At 75.0% G+C, this 22,776-nt stretch carries 5 protein-coding genes; 1 reads left to right on the top strand and 4 read right to left on the bottom strand.

Annotation, left to right across the window (positions count from 1 at the left end; translation table 11 throughout):
• Positions 1-21: 21 nt before the first annotated feature.
• Positions 22-1,413 carry an MFS transporter gene (locus ACYVOO_RS21290; protein WP_461017244.1) on the top strand — a complete coding sequence of 464 codons (1,392 nt, stop codon included), beginning with the start codon at positions 22-24 and terminating at the stop codon, positions 1,411-1,413.
• 333 nt (positions 1,414-1,746) lie between these two features.
• On the opposite strand, the gene ACYVOO_RS21285 is transcribed toward ACYVOO_RS21290, so the two are convergent.
• The 4 genes from ACYVOO_RS21285 to ACYVOO_RS21270 form a co-directional block, all read right to left on the bottom strand.
• Positions 1,747-2,709, bottom strand: a complete 963-nt coding sequence (locus ACYVOO_RS21285; protein ID WP_461017243.1) for a class I SAM-dependent methyltransferase — start codon at positions 2,707-2,709, stop codon at positions 1,747-1,749.
• Entirely contained in the window at positions 2,706-8,657 is a 5,952-nt protein-coding gene (locus tag ACYVOO_RS21280; protein WP_461017242.1) for an amino acid adenylation domain-containing protein, read from the bottom strand. Before ACYVOO_RS21280 ends, ACYVOO_RS21285 begins: the two co-directional genes overlap by 4 nt.
• On the bottom strand, positions 8,654-22,282 hold the full coding sequence (locus ACYVOO_RS21275) for an amino acid adenylation domain-containing protein (RefSeq protein ID WP_461017241.1): 13,629 nt from the start codon (positions 22,280-22,282) through the stop codon (positions 8,654-8,656). The genes ACYVOO_RS21280 and ACYVOO_RS21275 overlap by 4 nt, the downstream gene beginning before the upstream one ends.
• Before the next feature lie 272 nt (positions 22,283-22,554).
• The gene (locus ACYVOO_RS21270; RefSeq protein WP_461017240.1) at positions 22,555-22,776 is read right to left on the bottom strand and encodes a ferredoxin; all 222 of its coding nucleotides are present in this window, start codon (positions 22,774-22,776) and stop codon (positions 22,555-22,557) included.

Below are 22,776 nucleotides of genomic sequence, written 5' to 3'. Positions count from 1 at the left end.
CCGGCTCTTCTTCTCATAGCGATGGCCCAGTTGCTGTTGCTGATGGAATCCGGTATCACGACCATCGCGCTGCCGACCATAGGCGGCGAACTGGGCTTCTCCCCCGGCGGACTGGCATGGGTCGTCAACGCCCAGACGCTCGCCTTCGGCGGACTCCAGCTCCTCGGCGGCCGGGTCGCCGACTATGTGGGCCCGCGGCGGATGTTCGTCGCGGGCTTTCTGCTGTTCGCGCTCTCCTCGGCCGCCGGCGCCGTGGCGTCCTCGCCCGGCCTGGTCATCGCGGCGCGCGCGGGGCAGGGCGTGGGGGCCGCCGCTGTGTCGCCCGCCGCGCTGGTGCTCGTCCTCACCACCTTCCCCGAGGGCCCCGAACGGCAGCGGGCGCTGGGCGTGTACGCGTCGATGGTGGGGCTGGGAGGCGCGCTCGGCTTCACCCTGGGCGGAGTGCTCACCGACTGGTTCGGCTGGCGCTCGATCTTCGCGGTGAACGTACCGCTCGGCGTCCTTGCCGCGCTCCTCGCGCCGCGCCTCTTCCGTGAGGCGGCGGCGCGGAAGACCGGACGCCACTTCGACCTCACCGGCACCCTGAGCATCACCGGCGCCCTGGGTCTGATCGTGTGGGCCACCACCCAGGCCAAGGAGGCGGGCTGGACCTCGCCGGGCACGCTCGGCGCGTACGCGGGCGGGGTGCTGCTCCTGCTGGTGTTCGTACGGGCGGAGAGGCGTTCGCCCGATCCGCTGATCCCGCTGCGGATGTTCCGCAACGCCCCGCTGCGCGGCGCCAACGCCGTCGCCGTGTTCCTGGCGATGGGCCAGTACCCCTTCTACCTCTTCCTGACCTTCTACACGCAGAACTCCCTGGGGTTCGCGCCCTGGCAGGCGGGCATCGCGCAGCTTCCGGCCGCCGTCACGATGACGCTGTGCGCCGGGCTGCCCGCCTCCTGGCTGATCGCGCGGTGGGGCGCGCGGCGCGTGATGGTGCTGGGGCTGCTGTGCGCGGCGGCCGGATGGGCGTGGTTCGCGGCCATGTCGGCGACGGGATCGTACGCGGTGGACGCGCTCGGCCCGTCCATGCTGCGCGGCGCCGGGCTCGGGCTCGCGATCGTCTCCGTCACCACCACGGCGACGGGCGCGGCCCGCGCGGGCGAGACGGGGCTCGCCTCCGGCCTGATCAACACCACCCAGCAGTGCGGCGGTGCGATGGGGGTGGCGATCCTGGTGGCGGTGTCCACCATGGGCGCTGCCGGGGCCGCTTCCCCGCCGGTGGCCGCGCTCACCGACGGCTACCGTACGGCGGCGCTCGCGGGCTGCGGCATCACCCTGCTCGGGGCGCTGCTGGCGGTGCTGCTCGTACCCGTGGGGACCGGAAGGACCGCCGGGGGCAGACAGCGGCGGGCGGTCGGCGCTGACGGCTGACGGCTGACGGCTCCGGCGAGCGGCTTCCCCAGTACGGGACTTGCCGGGCCCGCTGGGCTTCGCATACGAAAAGGGCGGGGGAGCACGAAGGCGTCACCGCCCCCGCTCTCCCCTGTCCTCCCCCGGAATTGAATTCGCCTCGCGATTTCCTCGTGGAGCCGGTGACGGATTCCGGTTCGACGTGGAGCGGAACATTCCGCGACGGTGTCATGAAGGCCCCGTCCCACGGCGGCACCGCGCGCTTCCGCGAATTCCGCTCGCGCACTCCGTAAAGGCCCCGGCGACGCACGGCGGGCCCTTTCCGTCCGGCCCGCCGCCGTACCCGCGCGTGCGTCACCGCGCCCAGGCGCCCTCCCCCGGCCCCGGCAGCGGACCGGTCCTGCGCAGCACGTAGAACTGGAAGAGCGCGTGCCCCGACGGTGTGCGGCCTGTGCGCTGCTCGACGGTCATGCCGAGGGAGGCGCACCACTGCGCGCTGGGCAGCACCGGGGTATGGCCGAGGAGCACCACCAGGCCCCCGGTACGGCAGGTGCCCGCCGCTGCCAGGAACAGTTCGTGGGCCTGCCGGGTGGGCACCACGCAGGCGTTGAGGTGGCGGCAGACCACGAGGTCGGCGCTGCCGGGCGACAGCGCGGGCGCGATGCTGTCGCCGTGGTGGACCTCGTCCACCCGCGTTCCGGCGTGCCGCACCATGTCGGCGCTGAGGTCCTGCCCGACTGTACGGGCCTGCGGGAACGCCTGCTTGACGGCGGAGAGGAAAGCGCCCGTCGAGCAGGCCGGATCGTAGACGGTGCCGCCGTCGAAGCCGTGCTCCCGCAGCCGTTTCACGGTGTAGTCGCGCAGGACGCTCTCCGCGTGGTCGAGTTCGTCGACCCTCTCGGAGCTGTCGGTCCAGAACTCCGGGTCGGAGAGGATCTCGGTGCGCTCCGCGCCGTCGAGCCGGGCGTAGGGGTGGTAGAGGTCGCACATCGGGTCCTGGGTCGCCTTGGCGAACAGCGCGGTGCGCTCGGCGTCCGGCAGTGGCCGGTAGTGGACCACCACACCGTCCTGGAAGACCTGCTCGCGCTCCGCCACGCCCAGCACCATCCGCGCCTCGACGAGGGTGCACTTCAGCTCGGTGCCGGAGGCGGGGTCCGGGTAGGCGGCCGGGGTCTTGCGGCCGAACAGCCGCAGCCCGTCGACGTCGAGGAAGAACAGGTCGTAGGGCTTGTCGTCCCAGGCCATGAAGAAGTGCCGGGGCGCGGTCTCCCGCACCGCACCGACCCCGTCCACGTCCACGCCCGTGCCCGCGCTCATCGGGTGCTCCCCTCGTGGTCCGTGCCGAGGCCCGCGCCGATGGCACGCGCGGTGTCCGGCAGGAAGGCGTCGTCGAAGAGGAGGTCGTGCTCGCCGGGTATGGCGACGGTCTCCAGGCCCGGCAGCAGCGCGGGGTCCCAGTGGCCCGGTGCCACCTGGCCCGGCTGGGGGACGGGGCCGCCCCGGGCCCGTTGCGCGCAGCTCAGCAGCACCACACGTCCCGGATAGTGCCGCTGCGGATGGCGCGCTGCGAGACGGCCGTTGTGCACCTGCTCGGCGACGAGGTCGCGGGCCTCCTCGGTGTCCGGGTCGAAGCCCCGCTGCGCCAGATAGCGGCGGGCGCCCGCCTCCGGGTCGCCGGACGGCCCGCCCGCCTCCTGGCTGTGCAGGTCGGCGCTGTCGATGAGCAGCACCGTCTCGATCTCCACCCCGTGCTCGCTCATCTGCCGGGCCATCTCCAGCGCGACGGTGCCGCCGAAGGACCAGCCGCCCAGGGTGTACGGGCCCACCGGGTCGATCCCGTGCACCCACTGGGCGTAGAGCCTGGCCATCTCCTCGATGCTGCCGAAGCGTTCTCCGTCCCGCCCGAACCGGGGGTTGGAGAGGAGGTGCAGCCGCAGGTCCGGCAGGTGCGGGGCGAGCGCGCGGTACGCCAGGGCCAGGCCCTCACCGGGGTGTACGAGGAAGAGGGAGCCCCCGGTGCCGTCCGGGTTGAGGGTCTCGATGTGCGCGGACGCCGAGCCTTCGACGGAGCCGACGAGCATCTCGGCGAGGGAGGCGACCGTGGGCGCCTTGAAGATCTGCGTCATGTCGCAGGACACGTCGGGCGGCAGCGCTGCACGCAGCTTCTTCAGCAGCCGTACCGCCATCAGCGAGTGTCCGCCCAGTGCGAAGAAGTCGTCGTGGACGCCGAAGCCGGTGCTGCCCAGCACGTCCTCCCAGGTGGCGAGGATGCGCCGTTCCAGCTCCGTGCGGGGGCGGTGCGCCTCCCCTTGCCGCGCCGCGTCAGAGGTGCCGGGTGCCGCCACGGCCTCCTTGGCGAGCACCTGCTGGTCGACCTTGCCGTTGGTGGTGAGCGGGAGGGAGTCGCGCGCCAGGAGGCGGCCGAGCATCCAGTCGGGCATCTGCCCCAGGGCCCAGTCCCGCAGTGCGGGCAGGTCGAGGCGGGTGCCGGGGGCGGGGACGACGAAGGTGGCGAGGGTCCCGTCGTCCAGGCCGAGGGTGACGGAGCGGGCGACCGAGGGGTGCCGGGTGAGCACGGCGTCGGTCTCGGCGGGTTCCAGCCGGTGTCCGCGGATCTTGAGCTGCCGGTCCCTGCGGCCGAGGAACTCCAGTGCACCGTCCGGGCGCCGTCGTGCCCGGTCCCCGGTGAGGTACAGCCGTCCGCCGCCGTACGGGTCGGCGACGAAGCGCCGCGCGGTCAGTGCCGGGTCCCGCCAGTAGCCCCCGGCCAACGGGATTCCTGCGATGGCGAGTTCGCCCTCGACACCGGCCGGGAGCTGCCGCAGCCGGTCGTCGAGTACGTACAGCCGGGTGTTGCTGACGGGGTGGCCCAGCGGTACGGAGTCGCGGTGGCCGTCCTCGGGCACACAGGTCCAGTGGGTGACGCTGATGGACGCCTCGGACGGGCCGTACGCCTGGTGCAGCACCGCCGGCAGGCCCAGCGCGGTGTGGGCGCGGACCATGGCGGGGGTGACGGCCTCGCCGCCGGAGACGAGGTGCCGCAGTCCGGTGCACTGGGCGGCGGCGGGGGTGTCGAGGAACTGGGCGAGCAGCGTGGGCAGCAGATGGACGACGGTGATGTCCTCGGCGCGGATCAGCCTGGCGAGTTCCGCAGGGTCGAGCACGCCCTCCGGTGGGGCGATCACGACGCTGCCCCCGGCCGCGAGGGGGAAGAACATCTCCCACAGCACGATGTCGAAGGCGGTGCCCGCTGTGGCCAGCAGCCGGGGCGGCGCTTCGGTGCGGTAGGTCTCGCACGACCACAGCATCCGGTTGACCAGGCCCTCGTGACGGAGCATCACCCCCTTGGGTGCTCCGGTGGAGCCGGAGGTGTGGACGAGGCAGGCGGTGCCCGGCGGCGCGGTGGCGGGCCGTAAGCGCGTGCCGTCCGCCGGTACGGGCGGCCCGGTCCTGCCGTCAGGACGTAGCACCGGCAGCCCGGCGAAGTCGGCGGGGTCTGCGGTGGTGACGACCGCGCGGGCACCCGCGTCGGCGGCGAGGGCGCGGCGCCGCGCCGCCGGGTGCGCAGGGTCGAGCAGGACGGGGACGGCACCGCACCGGAGGACGGCGAGCAGCGCGGTCAGGAACTCCGCAGAGCGGGGCACGCACAGGGCGACCAGGTCGCCCTCGCCTGTGCCGTGCCCGGCCAGGGCGCGGGCCGTGGTGCGGGACGCCTCGTCCAGCCCCGCGTAGGTGAGGCGCAGGGCTCCGTCGGTGACGGCCTGCGCCGCGGGGGTGCGCGCTGCCTGTTCGTCGAACAGGGCGAGGAGGGTGTCTGGCGCGGCGGCGCGTTCGGTGGCGGTGTCGTTCCAGCCGTCGAGCGTCGCCCGGTCGGCGTCGGCCAGCAGCCGCAGGTCGCCGAGGCGGGCGTCGGGGTGTTCCAGGAGCTGCCGGAGGAAGCCGGTGAACGCGCCGGTCATCCGCTCGACCTCGTCGGCGGTGAAGTGGGAGCTGTCGTAGGTGAAGTGGCAGCCGAGCCGGTCGCCGGGCAGCGCGATCAGCCCGAAGGGGTACTCGGTCTTCTCCTGTGCGTGCAGGTCGCGGATGCCCAGGGTGGACCGCTCCGGCTGCGGGAGGTTGTCCTCGGGGTAGTTCTCGAAGGCGACGAGGTTGTCGAAGATGCGGCCCTCGGTGAGCCGGGTGCCCGTCGCCCAGGACTTGATCTCGGCGAGGGGCACGTCGGCGTGCGCGGCGGTGGCGGCCAGGTCGTGGTGGACGGCGTCCAGCAGTTCGGTGACGGTCAGCTCGGGGGCGAGCCGTACCCGCAGCGGGACGGTGTTGATGAACAGGCCCACCATCGTCTCGACGCCCTCCAGCTCGGGCGGGCGGCCCGCGACGGTGAGGCCGTAGACGACCTCGTCGGCCCCCGCGTACAGCCCGAGCAGCAGGCTCCAGGCGGCCTGGGTGACGGTGTTGGTGGTGACCCCGTAGGCGCGGGCGCGGTCGGCGAGCAGACGGGTGGTGTCCTCGTCCAGGTCGAGGACACGGGTGCGGACGGCGCCCTCCTGGTCGCCGCGTGCGCGGGAGAAGGGGGTGGCGGTCATGTCGCGCAGGTACTCCTGCCAGAACGCCTTGGCGGCGTCGCCCTTGGCGGCCTTGGCGCGGATCCACGCCACGTAGTCGCGGTACGGGCGTACCTCGGGGAGGGTCAGGTCGCGGCCGGCGGCGAGTGCCTCGTAGAACTTGAAGAAGTCGCCCCAGATCAGGGACAGGCACCAGCCGTCGAGCAGGATGTGGTGGTGGCTCCAGATCAGATAGTGGCGGCCTTCGCCCCGGCGTACCAGCACCAGCCGGTACAGCGGGCACTCGTCCAGTGCCAGGCCGCGTTCCCTGTCCTCGGCGAGGAGTTCCCTCAGCGCCGCCTCGTCGTCCGCGGGGTCGCGCCCTGTCCAGTCCTCGGTGCGCCAGGGCGGTTCGATGTCGTCGCGCACGTACTGGAGCGGCTGGTCCAGGCCCTCCCAGACGAAGCCGGTGCGCAGGATCTCGTAGCGCTCTGCGGTCAGCCGCCACGCCTCGCGCAGCGCCTGTTCGTCGAGGTGTTCCCCGGTGAGTTCGAGGACGTTCTGGTTGAAGTAGGCGTCCGAGTCCGGCCAGTACAGGCCGCGGAAGAGCATGCCCTCCTGCATGGGTGCCAGCGGGTACACGTCGGTGACGCCGGGCCGTTCGCGCAGCGGGGCCACCTGCTCCTCGGGGATGCCAGCGAGGAGGGCCGCCGCGAGGTCAGGTGCCGCGTCCCGCGCCGTGGCGGCGGTGCCGTCCGTGGCGGTCGCGGTGGCGGCGAGGGCGCGGATCGTCTTGCGGGAGAAGACGTCGGAGACCTCGATGTGCACGCCTTCGCGGCGGGCGCGGGCGACCAGCCGCATGCTGGAGACGGAATCGCCGCCGGTCTTGAAGAAGTCGTCGTCGATCCCGAAGTCGTCGTGTCCCAGAAGCCCCGACCACAGTGCGGCGAGGGTGCGTTCGGTCTCCGTGCGGGGCGGCGCTGCGGTGCCGGTGCGCGCGTGGGTGACCTGGGGCAGTGCGGCACGGTCCACCTTGCCCGCGGTGGTCAGGGGCAGTTCCGGCAGCCACACCAGGTCGGTGGGGACCATGTAGGCGGGCAGCCGCTCGGCGAGTTCCGCGCGCAGCCGGCCGGTGCGTGCTTCGGTGCCGTCCGCCGGGGCGGACGCGGGCGCGGAGACGAACGCCGCCAGCCGCCGCGCCGTGCCCTCGCCGTGGACCACGACGACGGCCTGCCGCACATCGCCCGACTCCAGCAACGCGGCCTCGATCTCCCCGAGTTCGATGCGGTGGCCGCGCAGTTTGACCTGGTGGTCGTCGCGGCCCAGGTACTCGATGGCACCGTCGGGCGCGAAGCGCCCACGGTCCCCTGTGCGGTAGAGCCGGGCGCCGCCGCCGGTAAAGGGGTCGGGCACGAACCGGTCGGCGGTCAGCGCGGGGCGTCCCCGGTAGCCCACCCCGACGCCCTCGCCGCCGATGTACAGCTCCCCCTCGGAGCCGGGCGGCACCGGCTCCATGCGCGCGTTGAGGACATACATCCGGGTGTTGTCGATGGGCCTGCCGATGGGCACGTACGGCAGTTCGGGCTGCTCGGCGACGGGCCAGCTCGTCACGTCGATGGTGGCCTCGGTGGGTCCGTACAGGTTGTGCAGCGCCACGTGCGGAAGTTGGCGGGTGAACGCGTCGGCCAGCGGGCGTGGCAGCGCCTCGCCGCTGCACACGGCGGTGCGCAGCGCGGCGCACGCCCGGGTGAGTCCGTCGGCCTCCAGGAAGGCGGGCAGCAGCGAGGGGACGAAGTGGAGCATGGTGACACGTTCGGTCCCGATGAGGGAGACGAGCTTGCGCATGTCGCGGTGGTGTCCCGGCGGGCTGACGACCACGCAGCCGCCGCTGATGAGCGGGAGCAGTTGTTCCCACACGGAGACGTCGAACCCGAACGACGTCTTGTGCAGGACGCGGTCGTGCGGCCCTGTGCCGTAGGTGCGGCGCATCCACAGCAGCCGGTTGACGAGGCTGCGGTGGCTGATGCCGACGCCCTTGGGGCGTCCGGTGGAGCCGGATGTGTAGATGACGTAGGCGAGTTGGGCCGAGGAGACCGGGGCCGCTGGCTGCGGCGGTGCGGGCTTGAGCGGTGCGGGCGCGGTGCCCGGCGAACCTGGCGCACCCGGCGTGGCCGCGTCGGCGTCGGCGTCGAAGACCGCGCCGAGTGCCGCGCCGAGCGCGCCGTCGGGCCCGTCCGTCGCGTCGGTGAGCAGCACGGGCCCCTCGTACCCGGCCAGGACACGGGCACGGGTGGCCGTGTCCGTCACGAGCGCCCCCGGAGCGCCGTCCGTCAGCAGGAACCGCAGCCGGGCCGCCGGGTTGTCCAGGTCGAGCGGCAGATAGGCGGCGCCCGCGTAGAGGGTGCCGAGGACGGCGACGAGGCGTTCGGCCGAGGGCGGGAGCGCGAGGGCGACGAGGTCGCCGGGGCGGATGCCATGATCCTTCAGCGCACCGGCCATGTGCCGGGCCGCCAGGTCGAGCCCGGCGTAGGTCAGGGCGCGGTCGCCGCAGACCACCGCCCGCGCACCGGGGTGCGACGCGGCCTGTTCCCGGACGAGTTCGTGCACGCAGGTGTCCGCGGGGAAGGCGCGTCCCGTGGCGTTCCACACCTCGTGCAGGAGGTCCAGTTCGTCCTCCTCCGCCGAGCCCAGGTCGCCGACGGTCAGCTTCTTGTTCACGGTCACGCTGCTTCCTCTCGCAGGGCCTCGGCTATGTGCTGGAGCAACCTGATCAGGCGTCGGGACAGGGCCGACGCCGCCTGCGGGGCGAGGGTGTCGGCTCTGCTGGTGAGGTCGAACGTCATCCGGTCGCCGGGGCTGACGGTGAGCGACACCGGGAACTCGGTGCTCTCCACGGCTCGCACCACGCGCAGCCGCCCCAGGTCGCCGACGGGCTGCCCGGTGCGGTCGCCTGGGTAGTTCTCGAAGACGACGACGCTGTCGAACGGTGTCGTGGACCCGTCCAGCCCGGCCCAGCGCCGGATCGCGCCCAGCGGGTGCGCGGCGTGCTCGTAGACCGCGAACAGCCGCTCCTGCGCGTGCCGGAACAGCTCGGGCAGCTCGGCGTCGTCGGTCACCTCCAGGCGCAGCGGGAGGGTGTTGAGGCAGAGTCCGACGACGCGTTCGGCGTCCGGCACCTCGTCGGGCCGCAGCGACATCACCACGCCGAGGACCACATCGTCCCCTGCGGCGCGCTGCCGCAGCAGCACCGCCCACGCGGCGAGCACCAGGCTGTGCAGCGTGACGCGGTGGCGTTCCGCGATGGCCGCGAGGTCAGCGGTGTGCCGCTCGGACAGGTCCGCGACGACGGTGTGCGCTGTCGTGTCCGGGGCGCCGTGTGCCGTGGGGGCGGCGAGGCCGCCGCCGGTGGCACGTCCGGTGCCGGTGCCCGCGAGCGCGCGGGTGCCGGTGCCGGTGGCGGTGTCCGGCTCCGGTGCGAGGTGGGCGCGCCAGAACTCGGCGCCCGCCTCGGTGTCCCGTCCGGCGAGCCAGCGCAGGTAGTCGGCGTAGCGGGGTCCTGGCGGACGTTGCCAGGGGCGGCCCGCGTGCCGGGCCGCGCAGGCGTCGGCGACGTCGCCGAGTACCAGCGGCAGGCTCCAGCCGTCGAGCAGGATGTGGTGGTGGCTCCACAGCAGCCAGCGGCCCGCGTCCCCCGCGTCCAGCCAGTGCCAGCGCAGTGCTCCGGGCCGTGCGAGGTCGAACGGTTCGGCGCGGTCCTCGGCCAGCAGGCGCTCCAGTCGCTCCAGCGCCGCTTCCCTGGTCACGCCGGTCGGCTCGTGCCGCCGCCAGTCCAGTGCGGCGGCGCCGCGCGGATCGGGGGCCGTGACGACCTGCACGGGCGCGTCGAGTTCACCGGCCACGAAGGCCGTACGGAGCACGTCGTGCGCGGCGACCGCAGCGGCCCAGCCCTCCCTCAGCAGTTCCTCGCCGAGTGCGCCCTCGACCTCGAACAGCATCTGGGTGTGGTAGGCGCCCCCGCCCTGCCGGGCCAACTGCCAGGCCAGCATGCCCTGTTGGGCCGGGGCGAGCGGCAGCACATCGGTGGCTCCGGGGTAGCGGGTGAGCAGCGTGCCCAACTGCTCCTGGCTGAGGGTGACATCGGGGAAGTCGCCGGGTACGGCCGTGGCCTCGCGTCCCTCGTCGAGGACGGAGGTCAGGGCTGTCAGGGTCCGGTGGGTGTCACGCATCAGCGCTTCGACGGTGCGGCGCGCGAAGCGGCCGGTGTCCCACTCCCACTCCGTCCACAGTCCCCGCTCGTCCAGCCCCGCGGTGACCTCGATGGCGGGCCCGTCGGTGCGGTGCCGGGGCGCCGCGTACGCGCCGAGCGACTGGTGGGAGGCGCGGGGGAAGAGTCCGGTGTCCTCGGTGTCTCCGGGCGCGGCCCGGTGCGGACCCGTGGTGGCGCCCAGGTAGTTGACGGAGATCTCCGGCTCGGCGCCACCCCGCAGCGCCGGGTCGTCAGCGGACCGCAGCAGCCCGTATCCGGTGCCGCCGTACGGCACCGCGCGCAGTGCCGACCGGCAGGCGCGGAGCGACGCGGCGAGACCGGTGCTGGCGTCGGGGTCGGTGCCGGTGGGGCGGGCCGGGGGCTCCGGCGCTTCCGGCAGGGTCACCGCCAGGGGGAAGACGGAGCTGAGCCAGCCGACGGTCCCCGTCACATCCGCGCGGCCCGGCAGCGGCTCCCTGCCGTGGGTCTCGCGGAGGAAGGTGACGCTGCGGTCCCCCGTCCAGCGGGCCACGGCGCGGGCGACGGCGGTCAGCAGCAGCTCGTCGACGCGCATACCGTGCCGGGCGGTCCCCGTGACCAGGGCCCGCGCCGTCTCCTCGCCGGTCGCGGCGGTCAGCGGGGGCGGCGCGGTGCCGCCGTCCGGGGTGTCCGGGGTGCCCGGGGCATCAGGGGCATCCGGGGCGTCCTCGGGGAGCGGCCTGACCGCGTCCAGTTGCTCCCGCCAGTACGCGCGCTGCCGTACGGTCTCCGCGCGACGGGCCAGCGTCGGCATGCTCCGCGCGAGTTCGCCGAACGGCACCTCCGAGGGAGGGAGCGCGGCGGGCAGGCCCTCGGCGATCCGCTGGTACGCGGTTTCCAGCCCGGCCAGGACGGTCTCCCACGACGCGGTGTCGACGGCGAGATGGTGGGCGGCGAGGAGCAGCACCGGGGTGCCGTCGTCCCGTCGGGCCAGCAGCCCCGCGAGGAGCGGTCCGGTCCGCGGGTCGAGCCCTTCGTGCACGGGCCGGAGCAGTTCGGCCCACTCCTCGGGACGCTCCTCGGGGTGCACCGTCGTTCCGGCGGGGGCGACGGTGAGGGAGGCGAGCTGTTCGCCGGGGGTGCCGGGCGGCAGCAGCGAGAACCGGGGGCCGCCGGGCGCCGCGGCCTCGCCGGTCGCCCCGCCCGTCGCCTCGCCCTCATCCCGCGCACCGGCCAGCCGCAGCCGGAACGCGTCGTGGTGGGAGGCGACGGCGCGCAGCGCGGCAGCGAGCGCCGCCGGGTCGGGGGCGGTGCGGGGCGCGAGGAGCACCGCCTGGTTGAAGTGCGCCGGACCGGCCGGGGTTTCGCACGCGCCCGCACGGGTGAGGAAGGCGTGCTGCGCCGGGGTGGGCCACAGCCCGTCCGCGCCTCCGACGCCGTCCGGCGCGCCCGTCGTCAGGTCCGATAGGTCCGTGGCTCCGACCGGGACGGCGGCTGCCGCGGCGTCCGCGAGTGTGCTCGTCCGCAGCACCTGGGCGATGCTCAGCCGCAGTCCGGCGGCGCGGGCGCGGGCGACGACGCGGATGGCGGTCACCGAGTCCCCGCCGAGGTCGAAGAAGTTGTCGTGCGGGCCGACCGCGCGTGCGACCGGCAGCACCTGTCCCCAGACCGCTGCGAGCCGCCGTTCCGTGTCCGTACGGGGCTCGGCGCCGTCCGTGCCTCCGGTGCCGTCGGAAGAGGCAACGTCAGGCGTCGGCAGTGCTGCGGTGTCCAGCTTGCCGTTGGCGGTCACGGGCAGCGCGGGCAGGGTGACGAAGGAACGGGGCACCATCGCCTGCGGCAGCCGCTCGCCCAGATGGGCGGTCAGCTCGGCCGCACCGGGTGCGGCGGGGCCGCGGGGAACGACGTAGCCGACGAGCACGGTGCGTCGTCCCCCGGTCTCGCGGGGCAGCACCGCGCAGGCTGCGACCCCGGGGTGGGCGGCCAGCGCGTTCTCCACCTCGCGCGGTTCGACGCGGACCCCGCCGATCTTGAGCTGCCGGTCGGCGCGCCCGACGAATTCGAGGGTCCCGTCGGTCCGCAGCCTGGCCAGGTCCCCGGTGCGGTACATCCGCGCTCCGGGACGCGCGGAGTGGGGATCGGGCACGAAGCTCGCCGCGGTCGCTCCGGGGCGCCCCAGGTAGCCGCGCGCCAGCACGTCCCCCGCGACGACGAGTTCGCCGGTCACTCCGACGGGCACCGGCTCGCCGCCCGCGTCCAGCACATACAGCCGTACACCGTCGACCGGGCCGCCCAGTGGCGGCGCTGCCCCCTCACCGGGGCCGGAGGCGGCGAGTTCCGGGGGTACCGCCCAGTGGGTGACGATGATGGACGCCTCGGTCGGCCCGTATGTGTGGTGGAGGCGGGCCCCGGTACCGCGCGAGGTGAAGCGTTCCGGGAGACCCGCGGGCACCCGTTCGCCACCGCACAGCACCGTTCGCAGTCCGGGCGCCGTCATGGCCCCGGTCTCCTCGACGAACCCTTCCAGCAGGGTGGGTACGAGGTGCAGCGCTGTGATGTCCTCCCGTACGACGGCGTCCGCGACGGCGGAGACGTCGCCGTGCGCGGCGTCGTCCAGCACCACCAGCCGGGCGCCGGAGGTGAGGGGGTGGAACATCTCCCAGAGCGAGATGTCGAAGCCCGTCGCGGCGACCTGCAACAGGCTCTCCCCAGGGCGCAGCGGATAGCCGCGCCGCGACCAGCGCAGTTGGTTGGCGAACCCGCCGTGTGTGCAGAGCACACCCCTCGGTTCCCCGGTGGAACCCGAGGTGTAGGTCAGATAGGCGAGCCGGTCCGCCGGGTCCGAGGACGCGGGCACGGATACGGATACGGACGCGGAAGGGGCGGGGAGCGTGGGGAGCGCTGACAGGTCCAGCACCGGGACACCGCGCGTCCCGGAACCGTCCGCCGCACCCGGCCCCGGCCCCGCCGGGCCCCCGGTGATGAGCGCGGCGGGCGCGCAGTCGGCGAGCACAGCGCGGGTGCGGGCCGCCGGGTTGCGCGGGTCGAGCGGTACGTACGCGCAGCCCGCCTGCCAGATGCCCAGGATTACGGCCGGTAGTTCGGCGCACCGTCCGGTGCGTACCGCGACGGGCGACTCGGGGCCCGCGTGTGCCACCGTGCGCAGCCAGTGCGCCACCCGCTGGGCGAGGCCTGCGGTCTGCCGGTAGGTGAGGGACCGTCCGCCGCCGGTCACCGCCACCGCGTCCGGGCGGGCAGCGGTGTGCCCGGCGAACAGTGCGAGCACTCCGGGCGCGGGGTCCGCCGTGCGGCCCGCGCGGACGGTGCGGATCGTGTGGTCCGTGTGATCCGTACGGCCGGTGCGGTCCAGTGCCGCCGTCAGGCGCCGCCGCTCGGCGGGTCCGGTCAGTGGCAGCTCCGCCACCCGGGTGTCCGGGCGGCGCGCCACATGGTCCAGGACGTGCGCCAGCGAGGCCGCGAGATGTTCCACGGCGCCCGGCTCGAACAGGCCCCGCGCGCCGCGCAGTTCGAGCACGAGCCCGCCGTCTCCCCCACCGCCGTCGCCGTTGCCGCTGCCGTCCGCGCGGGCTGTCAGCTCCAGGTCGAAGACGCCCACGGACGGCGCCGGGTTCAGTGCCTCGGCCGTGAGACCGCCCCCGAACGGCGGGGTGTGCAGCGCGTCCTCGTCCTCCAGGTCGAAGACGGCCCGTACCAGCGTCCGCTGCCGGGCCCGCTCCCCCGCCGCGTACTGCTCCAGGATCCGCTGCGCGGGCACGTCCTTGTGCTGGAAGACATCGAGGACGGCGGCACGGGTACGGTCCACCTGCTCGGCGAACGTCGCGTCGCCGGGCACGGGGGTGCGTACCGGCAGCACGTCCACCAGCGGGCCCACCACCGAGGCGTGGGAGGGCGTGTCGCGGTCGGCGACGGGGGTGCCCGTCACGATGTCGTCCTGGCGGCAGCAGCGGGCCAGCCAGACGTGCACGGCGGACAGCAGCACCATGAACAGCGTGGCCTGCCGCGCCCTGCCCAGTCGCCGCAGGGCTTCGGCGGTCGCGGACGGCACCGGTACCCGGCAGGTGTGCCGCCCCGGCCCGGGTCCCGGTCCCGGCCCGGGTCCCGGTCCCGGCCCGGGTCCCGGTCCCGGCTCGGCGCCGGGACGGTGCGGTCCGGTGGGCAGCTCCAGTCGCGCGGGAGCCCCTTCGAGGTGCTCCCGCCAGAAGCGGAGCCCGTCCTCGTCGGGCTGCCGCGCTGCGGACGCGGTGGCGAGCGCGCGGAAGCTGCCCGGCGCGGGCAGCGGGACGGCGGCGCCCTGCGCGGAGGTCTCCGCCGCGTAGAGGGCGGCGAGTTCGCGCTGGAGCAGCCGCGCTGACCAGCCGTCGGCGGCGATGTGGTGCAGCACCAGCGCGCACACGTGGTCGTCGTCCGCGAGCCGGACCAGCACCGCCCGTACCGGAGGTTCGCGCAGCAGGTCGAAGGGCCGGTCCACGATGCCGCGCAGCAGCTCAGCCAGTGCTCCGGGCCGGTCGGTGAGGCCGTCGCCGCGGTGGTCGGCGGTGGTCGGCCGTGGGAGCGCGTCGGACGGCAGCAGGCGGAAGACGGGGGCCTCGCCGGAGGCGTCGAGCACCCCGCGCAGCGCGTCGTGCCGCTCCAGCAGTCGCGGCACGGCGCGTTCGAGCGCCGCCCTGTCCAGGGCGCCGCGCAGCCGCAGCAGCACCGGGGTGTGGAAGGGGAGGCCGGGTTCGGCCTCGGTGCGCAGCCAGATCGCCAGTTGCGCCGCGGTGAGCGGCACCGTCCCGCCCGCCCGGTCGGCGCCGTCGGTGGCGGCGGCCTCCTCCCCTGCCTCCACAGTGCCGTCGGCACACACGCCCGCGTCCGCCTCCGTGACCGGGAAGCGGGCGAGCAGTCCTGCGACGGTGGGCGCGTCGAAGAGTGTCCGCACCGTCACCTCGGGCAGCACGTCCCGCCGCATGTGCCGTACGAGTTCCATCGCGAGGAGGGAGTTGCCGCCCAGGTCGAAGAAGTCGCTGTGCGGGCCGACTTCGGCGGTCCGGAGCGTCGCGGCCCACAGCGCGCACAGCCGCCGCTCCCGCCAGGTGCGGGGCACGTTGTCGGCTGCGGAGACCGCTGCCCCGTCCCGGACGCCGGTCTCCTCCGTGCCGGGCGGCGACTCGGCGGCCAGGGCGCGGTGGTCGGTCTTGCCCGCCGGGGTGCGCGGCAGCCGGTCCCGTACGACGAACGCCGACGGTGTCATGAAGGCGGGCAGCCGCGCGGTGAGGTGGGCACGCAGTCCGGCGGCGGTGACACCGTCGCGCGCGGCGACGTACGCGACGAGCCTCGGCGCGGCGGACGCGACGGTACCGTCCGCCCCGTCGAGCGCGCCCGACCCGTCGGAGCGGACCAGCACGGCGGCCTCGTCCACGGCAGGGTGCGCGGTGAGCACCCGTTCCACCTCGTCGGGTTCGATGCGGAACCCCCGGACCTTCACCTGCCGGTCGGCGCGCCCCAGAAAGTACAGTTCGCCGTCCACCCGCCTGGCCAGGTCCCCGGTGCGGAACATCCGTCCGCCCGGCACCGGCGAGTACGGGTCGGGCAGGAAGCGCGCCGCGGTCAGCGCGGGCCGGTGGGCGTAGCCGCGGGCGAGGCCGGGACCGGCCAGGTGCACCTCGCCTGTGGTGCCGTCCGGCACCGGATGGCCGTACCGGTCCAGGAGATGGATGCGGGTCCGCGCGGTGGGGGCGCCGACCGGTATCGCGGCCGGGAGGACGGGACGCGCCGCGGGGCCGAGTTCGGCGGCGGTGACACCGATGGTGACCTCGGTCGGCCCGTACGCGTTGACCAGCCGCAGCGCGGGCCGGTCCGCGTTGCAGGCCCGCCAGCGCGCGACCGTGGCCGCGCCCGCCTGCTCACCGCCGATGACGCAGAGCCGGATCTCCTCCGGGAGCCGCGCGCTCTCCTCGGCGAGCAGGCCGGTCAGCTCCGTCCAGTATCCGGTGGGCAGATTGACCACCGTCACGCCCGTGCGCGCGCACTGGGCCAGGCACTCCTGCGGGGACAGCGCGGCCTCCGCCGAGCGCAGCACGAGGGTGGCACCCGCGCGGAGGGTGGGGAACACCTCCTCCGCCATCACGTCGAAGGTCGGCGAGGCGAACTGGAGCACCCGGTCGCGCGGTGTCAGCGCGAACGCCTCGCACGCCCAGCGGACGTGGTCGGCCAGTGCCCCGTGCTCCACGACCACGCCCTTGGGTTCGCCCGTGGAGCCGGAGGTGAAGATGGTGTACGCGGGATCGTGGGCAGCGGGGGCCGGGCCGGGGTCCTGTGAGGACCGGTCGTGCTCCGGAGCCGGGTCACCGGCCGCCGGTGCCGGGTCACCGGCCGCCGGACCCTGCGCTGGGCAGCCGTCGGCGTCCACGGTGAGGACGGCGGCGCCGGGTACGGCGAACCGCTCGGTGTGCGCGGCGGCGGTGACCGTCAGCCGGGTTCCGCTGATCTCCAGTTGCCTGTGTACGCGCTCGTCCGGCTCCGCCGGGTCGAGCGGCAGATAGGCGGCGCCGGCGCGCAGCACCCCCAGCAGCACCGCGAACAGCGCGGCGGACCGGGGCAGGCACACGGCGACGGTGTCCCCGGCACCGCAGCCCTCCGCGCGCAGACGGGCCGCCACCTGGTCTGCGCGGCGCTGGAGCTGCGCGTAGCCGACCTCGGTGTCACCGTCGACGAGGGCCACGCCGCCCGGGTTCCGCCGCACCGCCTCGGCGATCATCTCCGTCACCGGGAGGAGCGGCGCGGTATCCGCCGCCTCCGGCGCGGGCAGCCCGTACGAGTGTGGGGGGACGTGCGGCGTGGCGAGCGGGACGTCGCCGATGCGTGCGCTGCCGCCGTCCGCGGTGAACGCGTCCAGCAGCGTGCCGAAGGCTTCCGCGAGCACCCCGGCCGCCGCCTCGTCGAACAGGTCGCGGCTGAACTCCAGCTCCAGCGCGAGGCTGTCGGGCAGTTCGCGTGCGACCAGGGTCAGGTCGTAGGCGGTGACCGGTGCGGGCGGCCTGACGGGTTCGGCGGTGCAGCCGGGCAGCGCCGCCTCCACGCCCGCCGACTCCTCCCACGCCAGCATGAACTGCACCAGCGGGTGGTGGCCGGCGCTGCGGTGCTGGCCGAGCGCGGCGGCGAGCCGTTCCACGGGAACCGCGTGGTGCTCGTACGCCTCCAGGACCCGGCCGCGGGTCTCCGTCAGCAGCTCGGCGAAGCGCGGGTTGCCGCGCAGATCGGCGCGCAGCGGCACCGTGTTGACGAGCATGCCGACCACCCCGTCGGACTCCGACAGGTCGCGGTCGGCGACGGGGGCGCCGACCACCAGATCGTCGGCGGTGGAGAAGCGGTGCAGCAGCACCTGGAACGCGGCGAGCAGGAAGACGAACGGGGTGACGCCCCGTGCCACGCAGGCCGCGCGCAGCGCCGCGGCCCGTTCCGGAGCGAGCTGCCAGGCGACGAGCCCGGCGCGGTGCGCGGGCTCGGCGGGCCGGTGCCCGCCGACCAGCAGCTCGATGTCGAACTCCGCGCCGTCCAGGCGCCGCCGCCAGTGCTCGACCTCGGCCGCGGCCCGCTCCTCCTGGCGCCGCACGGCCGCCGCGTGCCCCAGGTGGGCCGCTCCGGTGTCCGGCAGCACCGCGGCCCGGCCCTCCAGCGCTGCGGTGTACAGCTCCCGCAGCTCCCGGAACAGCACCTCGACGGACCAGCGGTCGCAGACGATGTGGTGCAGTACGAGCACGAAGACGTGGTCGTGAGGAGAGAGCCGCAGCAGGCGCGCCCGCAGCAGCGGTGCGGAGGCCAGGTCGAAGGGGTCGGCCAGCAGTTCCGCCAGCCGTGCGGCGAGGCGTTCCTCGCCCGGCAGGCCGTGGGAGCCGGAGGCGTCAGCCGAGGGCACGGTGTCCGGTCCGGGCGAGGGGGCGGTCAGGTCCTCCACCGCGAAGGGCAGCGGCACCTCCACCGCAGGGAGGATCCGCAGCCGGGCCGTGTCGTGCTCGACAGCGCCGCACAGCATCGCATGACGGTGTGTCAGCTCCACCAGCGCGTCCCGCAGCACCTCCGCGTCCAGCGGGCCGCGCCACCGGGTGGCCACGGGGACGTTGAAGGCGCCTGCGCCCAGGAACTCCTCCTCGAACAGCACCCGTTGCTGCGCGTTCGACAGCGGCAGCCACTCCGGCGCGGTGGCAGATGCGTCGGTGTCAGGTGCGTCGGCGCCGCTGAGCGTCCCGCCCGTGCCGGGCTGCGTGACGGGCTCCGTCCCGGCCGCCGGTGCCGCCGCCCGCATCGCCTCGATCCGGCGGGCCAGTTCGGCGACGGTACGGCCTTCCATCACGTCGGCGAGCCTGAGCAGCACACCGTGGTCGCGCCAGACAGCGGTGAGGGTGCGGGTGGCGACGAGGGAGTGGCCGCCGAGGGCGAAGAAGTCGTCGTCCGGCGACACGCGGTCGACGTCGAGCAGTTCCTCCCACAGCGTGCACAGCGCGCGTTCCAGCGCGCCGTTCCCCGTACGGCGGTCCCCGCTCCCGTCCCCGCCCCCGTTCCCCGTACCTGACGTGTCGGTGTCCGCCGGGTGTACGGCCGCAGCGCGCGATGTCTCCGCGCGCAGTGCGCCGGTACGGAGTGCCTCCGTGCGCAGCGCCTCGCGGTCGGTCTTGCCCGCGGGCCCGAGCGGGAAGGTCTCCCGCACCACCCAGCGGGTCGGCACGACGGGGCGGGGCAGGCGGACCGCGAGGTAGGCGCGAAGGTCACCGCGGAGCGCGCCCGCCCAGCTCTCGTCGGCCGCCTGTTCGCCCGCCGCCACGAACGCGACCACGGCGGGCCGTCCCGCGCGGTCGTCGAGCAGTTGGACCGAGGCGCGCCGTACGGCGGGGTGCCGGTGCAGCAGGCCCTCGATCTCCGCGGGGTCCACCCGATGCCCGTGGATCTTGAACTCCTCGTCGGCGCGGCCGAGGAACTCCAGCCTCCCGTCGGGCAGATAGCGGGCCCTGTCCCCCGTCCGGTACAGCCGTTCCCCGGCGTCGCCGCCGTGCCCGCCGTCGCCGTCCGGTACGGGGCCGAAGCGGGATGCCGTACGGCCCGGGGCCCCGTGGTAGCCGCGGGCCAGCGGGTCGCCGCCGAGGGCGATCTCGCCGGGGCTGCCGACCGGGACGCGTCGGCCGTCGGGGCCGAGGAGGACGACGGTGGTGTTGCTCAGCGGCCTGCCGAGCGGCACGCCCCCCTCCGGCCCGCCGCCCGGGTCCGGGTCCGGGGCCGGGTCCGGGGCCGGGGCCGGGGCCGGGCCCGTGTCCCGTACGGCTGCCGCGTCGCACACGTCGTGCAGCACGGTGATGGTGGCCTCCGTCGGCCCGTACGCGTGCACCAGGGTGCCAGGACAGCAGGCCAGGAAGGCGTCGCGCAGCGCCGGGCTGACGGCCTCGCCGCCGCAGACGGCGAGGCGGAGCGGCAGTTGCTCTCCGGGGCCGCAGGCGCGGGTGAGTTCGCCCAGTACGGACGGGACGAAGTGGGCGACGGTGACGCCCTGGGCGCGCAGCAGCCTGGGCAGGTAGGGCACGATCCCGTGCTCCCGGTGCTCGGCGACGACGAGCCTGGCCCCGGCCAGGGGCGCGGCGAGAAGCTCCCAGAGTGAGATGTCGAAGCCGGGTGACGCGCACTGGAGCAGCACGTCGTCCGGGTGGAGCGGATGGTTCTCCTGCCACCACGTCATGCGGTTGACCAGGCCCCGGTGGGTGACGACGACGCCCTTGGCGGGGCCGGCCGAGCCGGAGGTGTAGAAGACGCAGGCGGCCCGGTCCGCCGTGGCGGCTCCGGCCTCCCGCTGTCCCTCCGCGCCCTCGAACGGCCAGGGTTCGGCACGGCCCCCTCCGGCCGGATTACGGGAGCCGGTGCCCTCGGCGTCTCCCCCGGACCCGTCGAAGCCGTCAAGGCCGTCAGGGCCGTCAGGGCCGTCGGAGCCCGCGCCGTCCTTCAGGATGAGGAGCGGTCCGTCCCAGCGGATGTCCGTTCCTGCCGCGGCCAGCACGGCAACGGGCCGTACGTCGTCGAGGATCGCCGCCGTCCGTTCCGGGGGCCACTCGGGGTCGAGGGGCACGTACACGCCGCCCGCCCGGAACACCGCCAGGCAGGCCACGAGGAGTTCGGCCGAAGCGGGCACCGACACCGCGACGGGCGTCTCCGCGGTGGCCCCGGCCGCCCGCAGCGCGCGGGCGAGGGCCGCGGTGCGGGCGTCCAGTTCGCGGTAGGAGAGGGCACGGTCGGCGCACACCACGGCGGTACGGTCCCCGCCGGTGCGCAGCTGGCCGGCCAGGGCGCCCCACAGATCCGCCGGGTTCCGCGCGATCCGCGGACCGCGTTCCCAGCGCCGCAGCGCCGCACCCGCCGCGCTGGCGGCCACGGCGGCGGGCGCGCCGGGGTCGAGGCAGACCGCCACCGCCGCGCCGAGGCCGTCGGCGATCTCACGGAGCGCCGCGTCGTCGTAGACGGGTTCGCCGCCGCCAGCGCTGGAGTGCAGTCGCAGCGTTCCCGCCGACGCGTCCCACACCACGGTCAGTGGACGCGGGCCCGCCAGCAGCCGGGGGGTGACCGGTTCGCCGTCGGTGAGCAGCACTTCGACGGGGAGCGGGCGGGGCGGCGGGGTGAGCAGGTGCCGCCCCGGCAGGTCGTGCGGCCGTACGCCCCTGCGCAGGGCACCGGGGGTGCGGCGGCCGACGTCCCTGACGACGTCGCCGACGGTGTCGTCCGGCCCGGGCGCGAGCGTGAACGGCACGCCGTCGGTGAGGAACGCCTCAAGACCGGCCACGCGCCGCCGCGTCGCGGTGCTGGACAGGGCCACGGACACGGGGGTGCGTGTGCTGCCCTGGCCGAGGTGGAGCAGCAGCGCGGCGAGCACCAGGTCCCGGGCGGCGTGTGCGCCGGTTCCGTGCCGACGCGCTGCGGTGCGGGCGAGGTCCGCGGGCAGAGGTACGGGCACCCCGGCGGGGGCGCCGGGCGACGCACCGTAGCGCGCGGCGACGGGCGGGTAGGCGGCTACGGCGCGGCCGAGCTGCCGTACGCAGTACGCCTCGTGGGGTGCGGCCTCCGTGACGGCCGCGGCGAGGCGGGCGCGTAACGCCTCGTCCGGCGCGGGAAGCACGTCGCCGGGGGCGAGTCCCGCCGCCGCGAGCACGTCGGCGGCCGTGTGCCGGGTGCCGGAGTGAGCGGTCAGGGTGTGCACCCGGATGTCCTGGCCCGCCGTCGCGATATCGGCGCACCCGGCGGGACGGGCGCACCCGGCAGGACCGGCGGAAAGGGCAGCGCCGGACGTCTCCCCGACGGCCAGCAGGGTTCCGGCGGGCCGTCCGGAGCGCCCCGGGAGTACCTCGATCTCCTCCACGGTCCAGGAAGTGTCCCCGCCGAACCACGCCTTCGCGGTGCCGAAGGTGTTCACGACCGGCCCGAAGTGGTGGGCGCGTACCGTGCGGGCGAGTTCCCGCGCGTCGGCCGTCCAGGTCAGCAGCCCGCCGCCGGGGGCGCGGCGGTCGCGTCCGAAGTACGTGCGACGCGTGGCGTCCTGGGGGCGCGGCGCGGGACCGTCGCCGCCGTCGCCGAGGTCCGCGATCAGTTCGCGGAAGAGGGTGAGGGCCAGTTCGTGGCAGGCGAGGTTGACCTGGTAGGCGGTGTCGTCCGGGCCGACGGGGAAGGTCGCCTGTTTCAGGATGCCGCCCGCGTCGACGTCCTCGGCCATCAGATGCCAGGTCACGCCGTGGGACGTGGCCCCGTCCAGCAGTGCCCAGGACGTGGCGTGCACCCCGGCGTACCGGGGAAGCGGCGCGTCGTGGAAGTTGACGGCGAGCTTCCTCGGCAGCGCCAGCACCTCGGGCGGGAGGACGGTGCCGTTCACCACACTCACCAGGTGGTCGAAGCGGGCCTCCTCGGAGTCGCGGTCGAGCGCGGCGAAGTCCGGCAGCGCCGCGATGCCGTGCTCCTGGGCCCACGCCCTTACCTCGGGGCTGGACGACACCACGCAGGCGACACCGTCGCCGCGCTCCAGCACCGCCTCAGCGCAGCGCATGGTGAGCACGGCGGTTCCGACCAGGCAGTAACGCGGACGGGAAGCGTCACGGGACACGAGGCACCTCGCCCTCTCGGCACACGGACGCCGCCCTCCCACGGGGCGACGGTGGAACGGACGGATCTGGCGCTGGGCCCGCGGATCCGCTGAGCTGACGGGCGGGCGGGCCCTGGTGGCGCGGAGCTGCCGGAACCGGGCCTGGCCCGGGGTCTCGGAGCGGCATGTCGTGGCAGGGCACGGACCGGCGCGAAGCGGGCGGCTCGGAGGAGGCGAAGGAAGCGGAGGAGGAGGAAGGCGCGGCCGGGGTCTTGAGGGGGGTGCGGGTGCCGCTAAGGCCGGGGGCCGATCTGCCCCCCGTTCTCGACCTCGACCACGGTGATCGCCATCGTCTGGCAGAGGTCCGCCGCGTCGAGCGCGGCCTCGTCCGGTTCCACGTCGGCGGCCACCACCTCCGCGGTGTCGCCTTCCAGACGGAACAGATGAGGGGCGATCCCCGCGCACACCCCGGAGGCGGCGCAGGAGTCCGGATCGACCTCGACGTGCCAGCTCAT

It is taken from the genome of Streptomyces daliensis (assembly GCF_054782395.1).
This window is presented reverse-complemented; position numbering and strand designations above follow the sequence as displayed.

Bases quoted from the DNA above. Each gene is read 5' to 3' on its own strand.
- ACYVOO_RS21270 (WP_461017240.1), bottom strand. From the start codon at position 22,776: ATGAGCTGGCACGTCGAGGTCGATCCGGACTCCTGCGCCGCCTCCGGG.
- ACYVOO_RS21285 (WP_461017243.1), bottom strand. From the start codon at position 2,709: ATGAGCGCGGGCACGGGCGTGGACGTGGACGGGGTCGGTGCGGTGCGG.
- ACYVOO_RS21290 (WP_461017244.1), top strand. From the start codon at position 22: ATGGCCCAGTTGCTGTTGCTGATGGAATCCGGTATCACGACCATCGCG.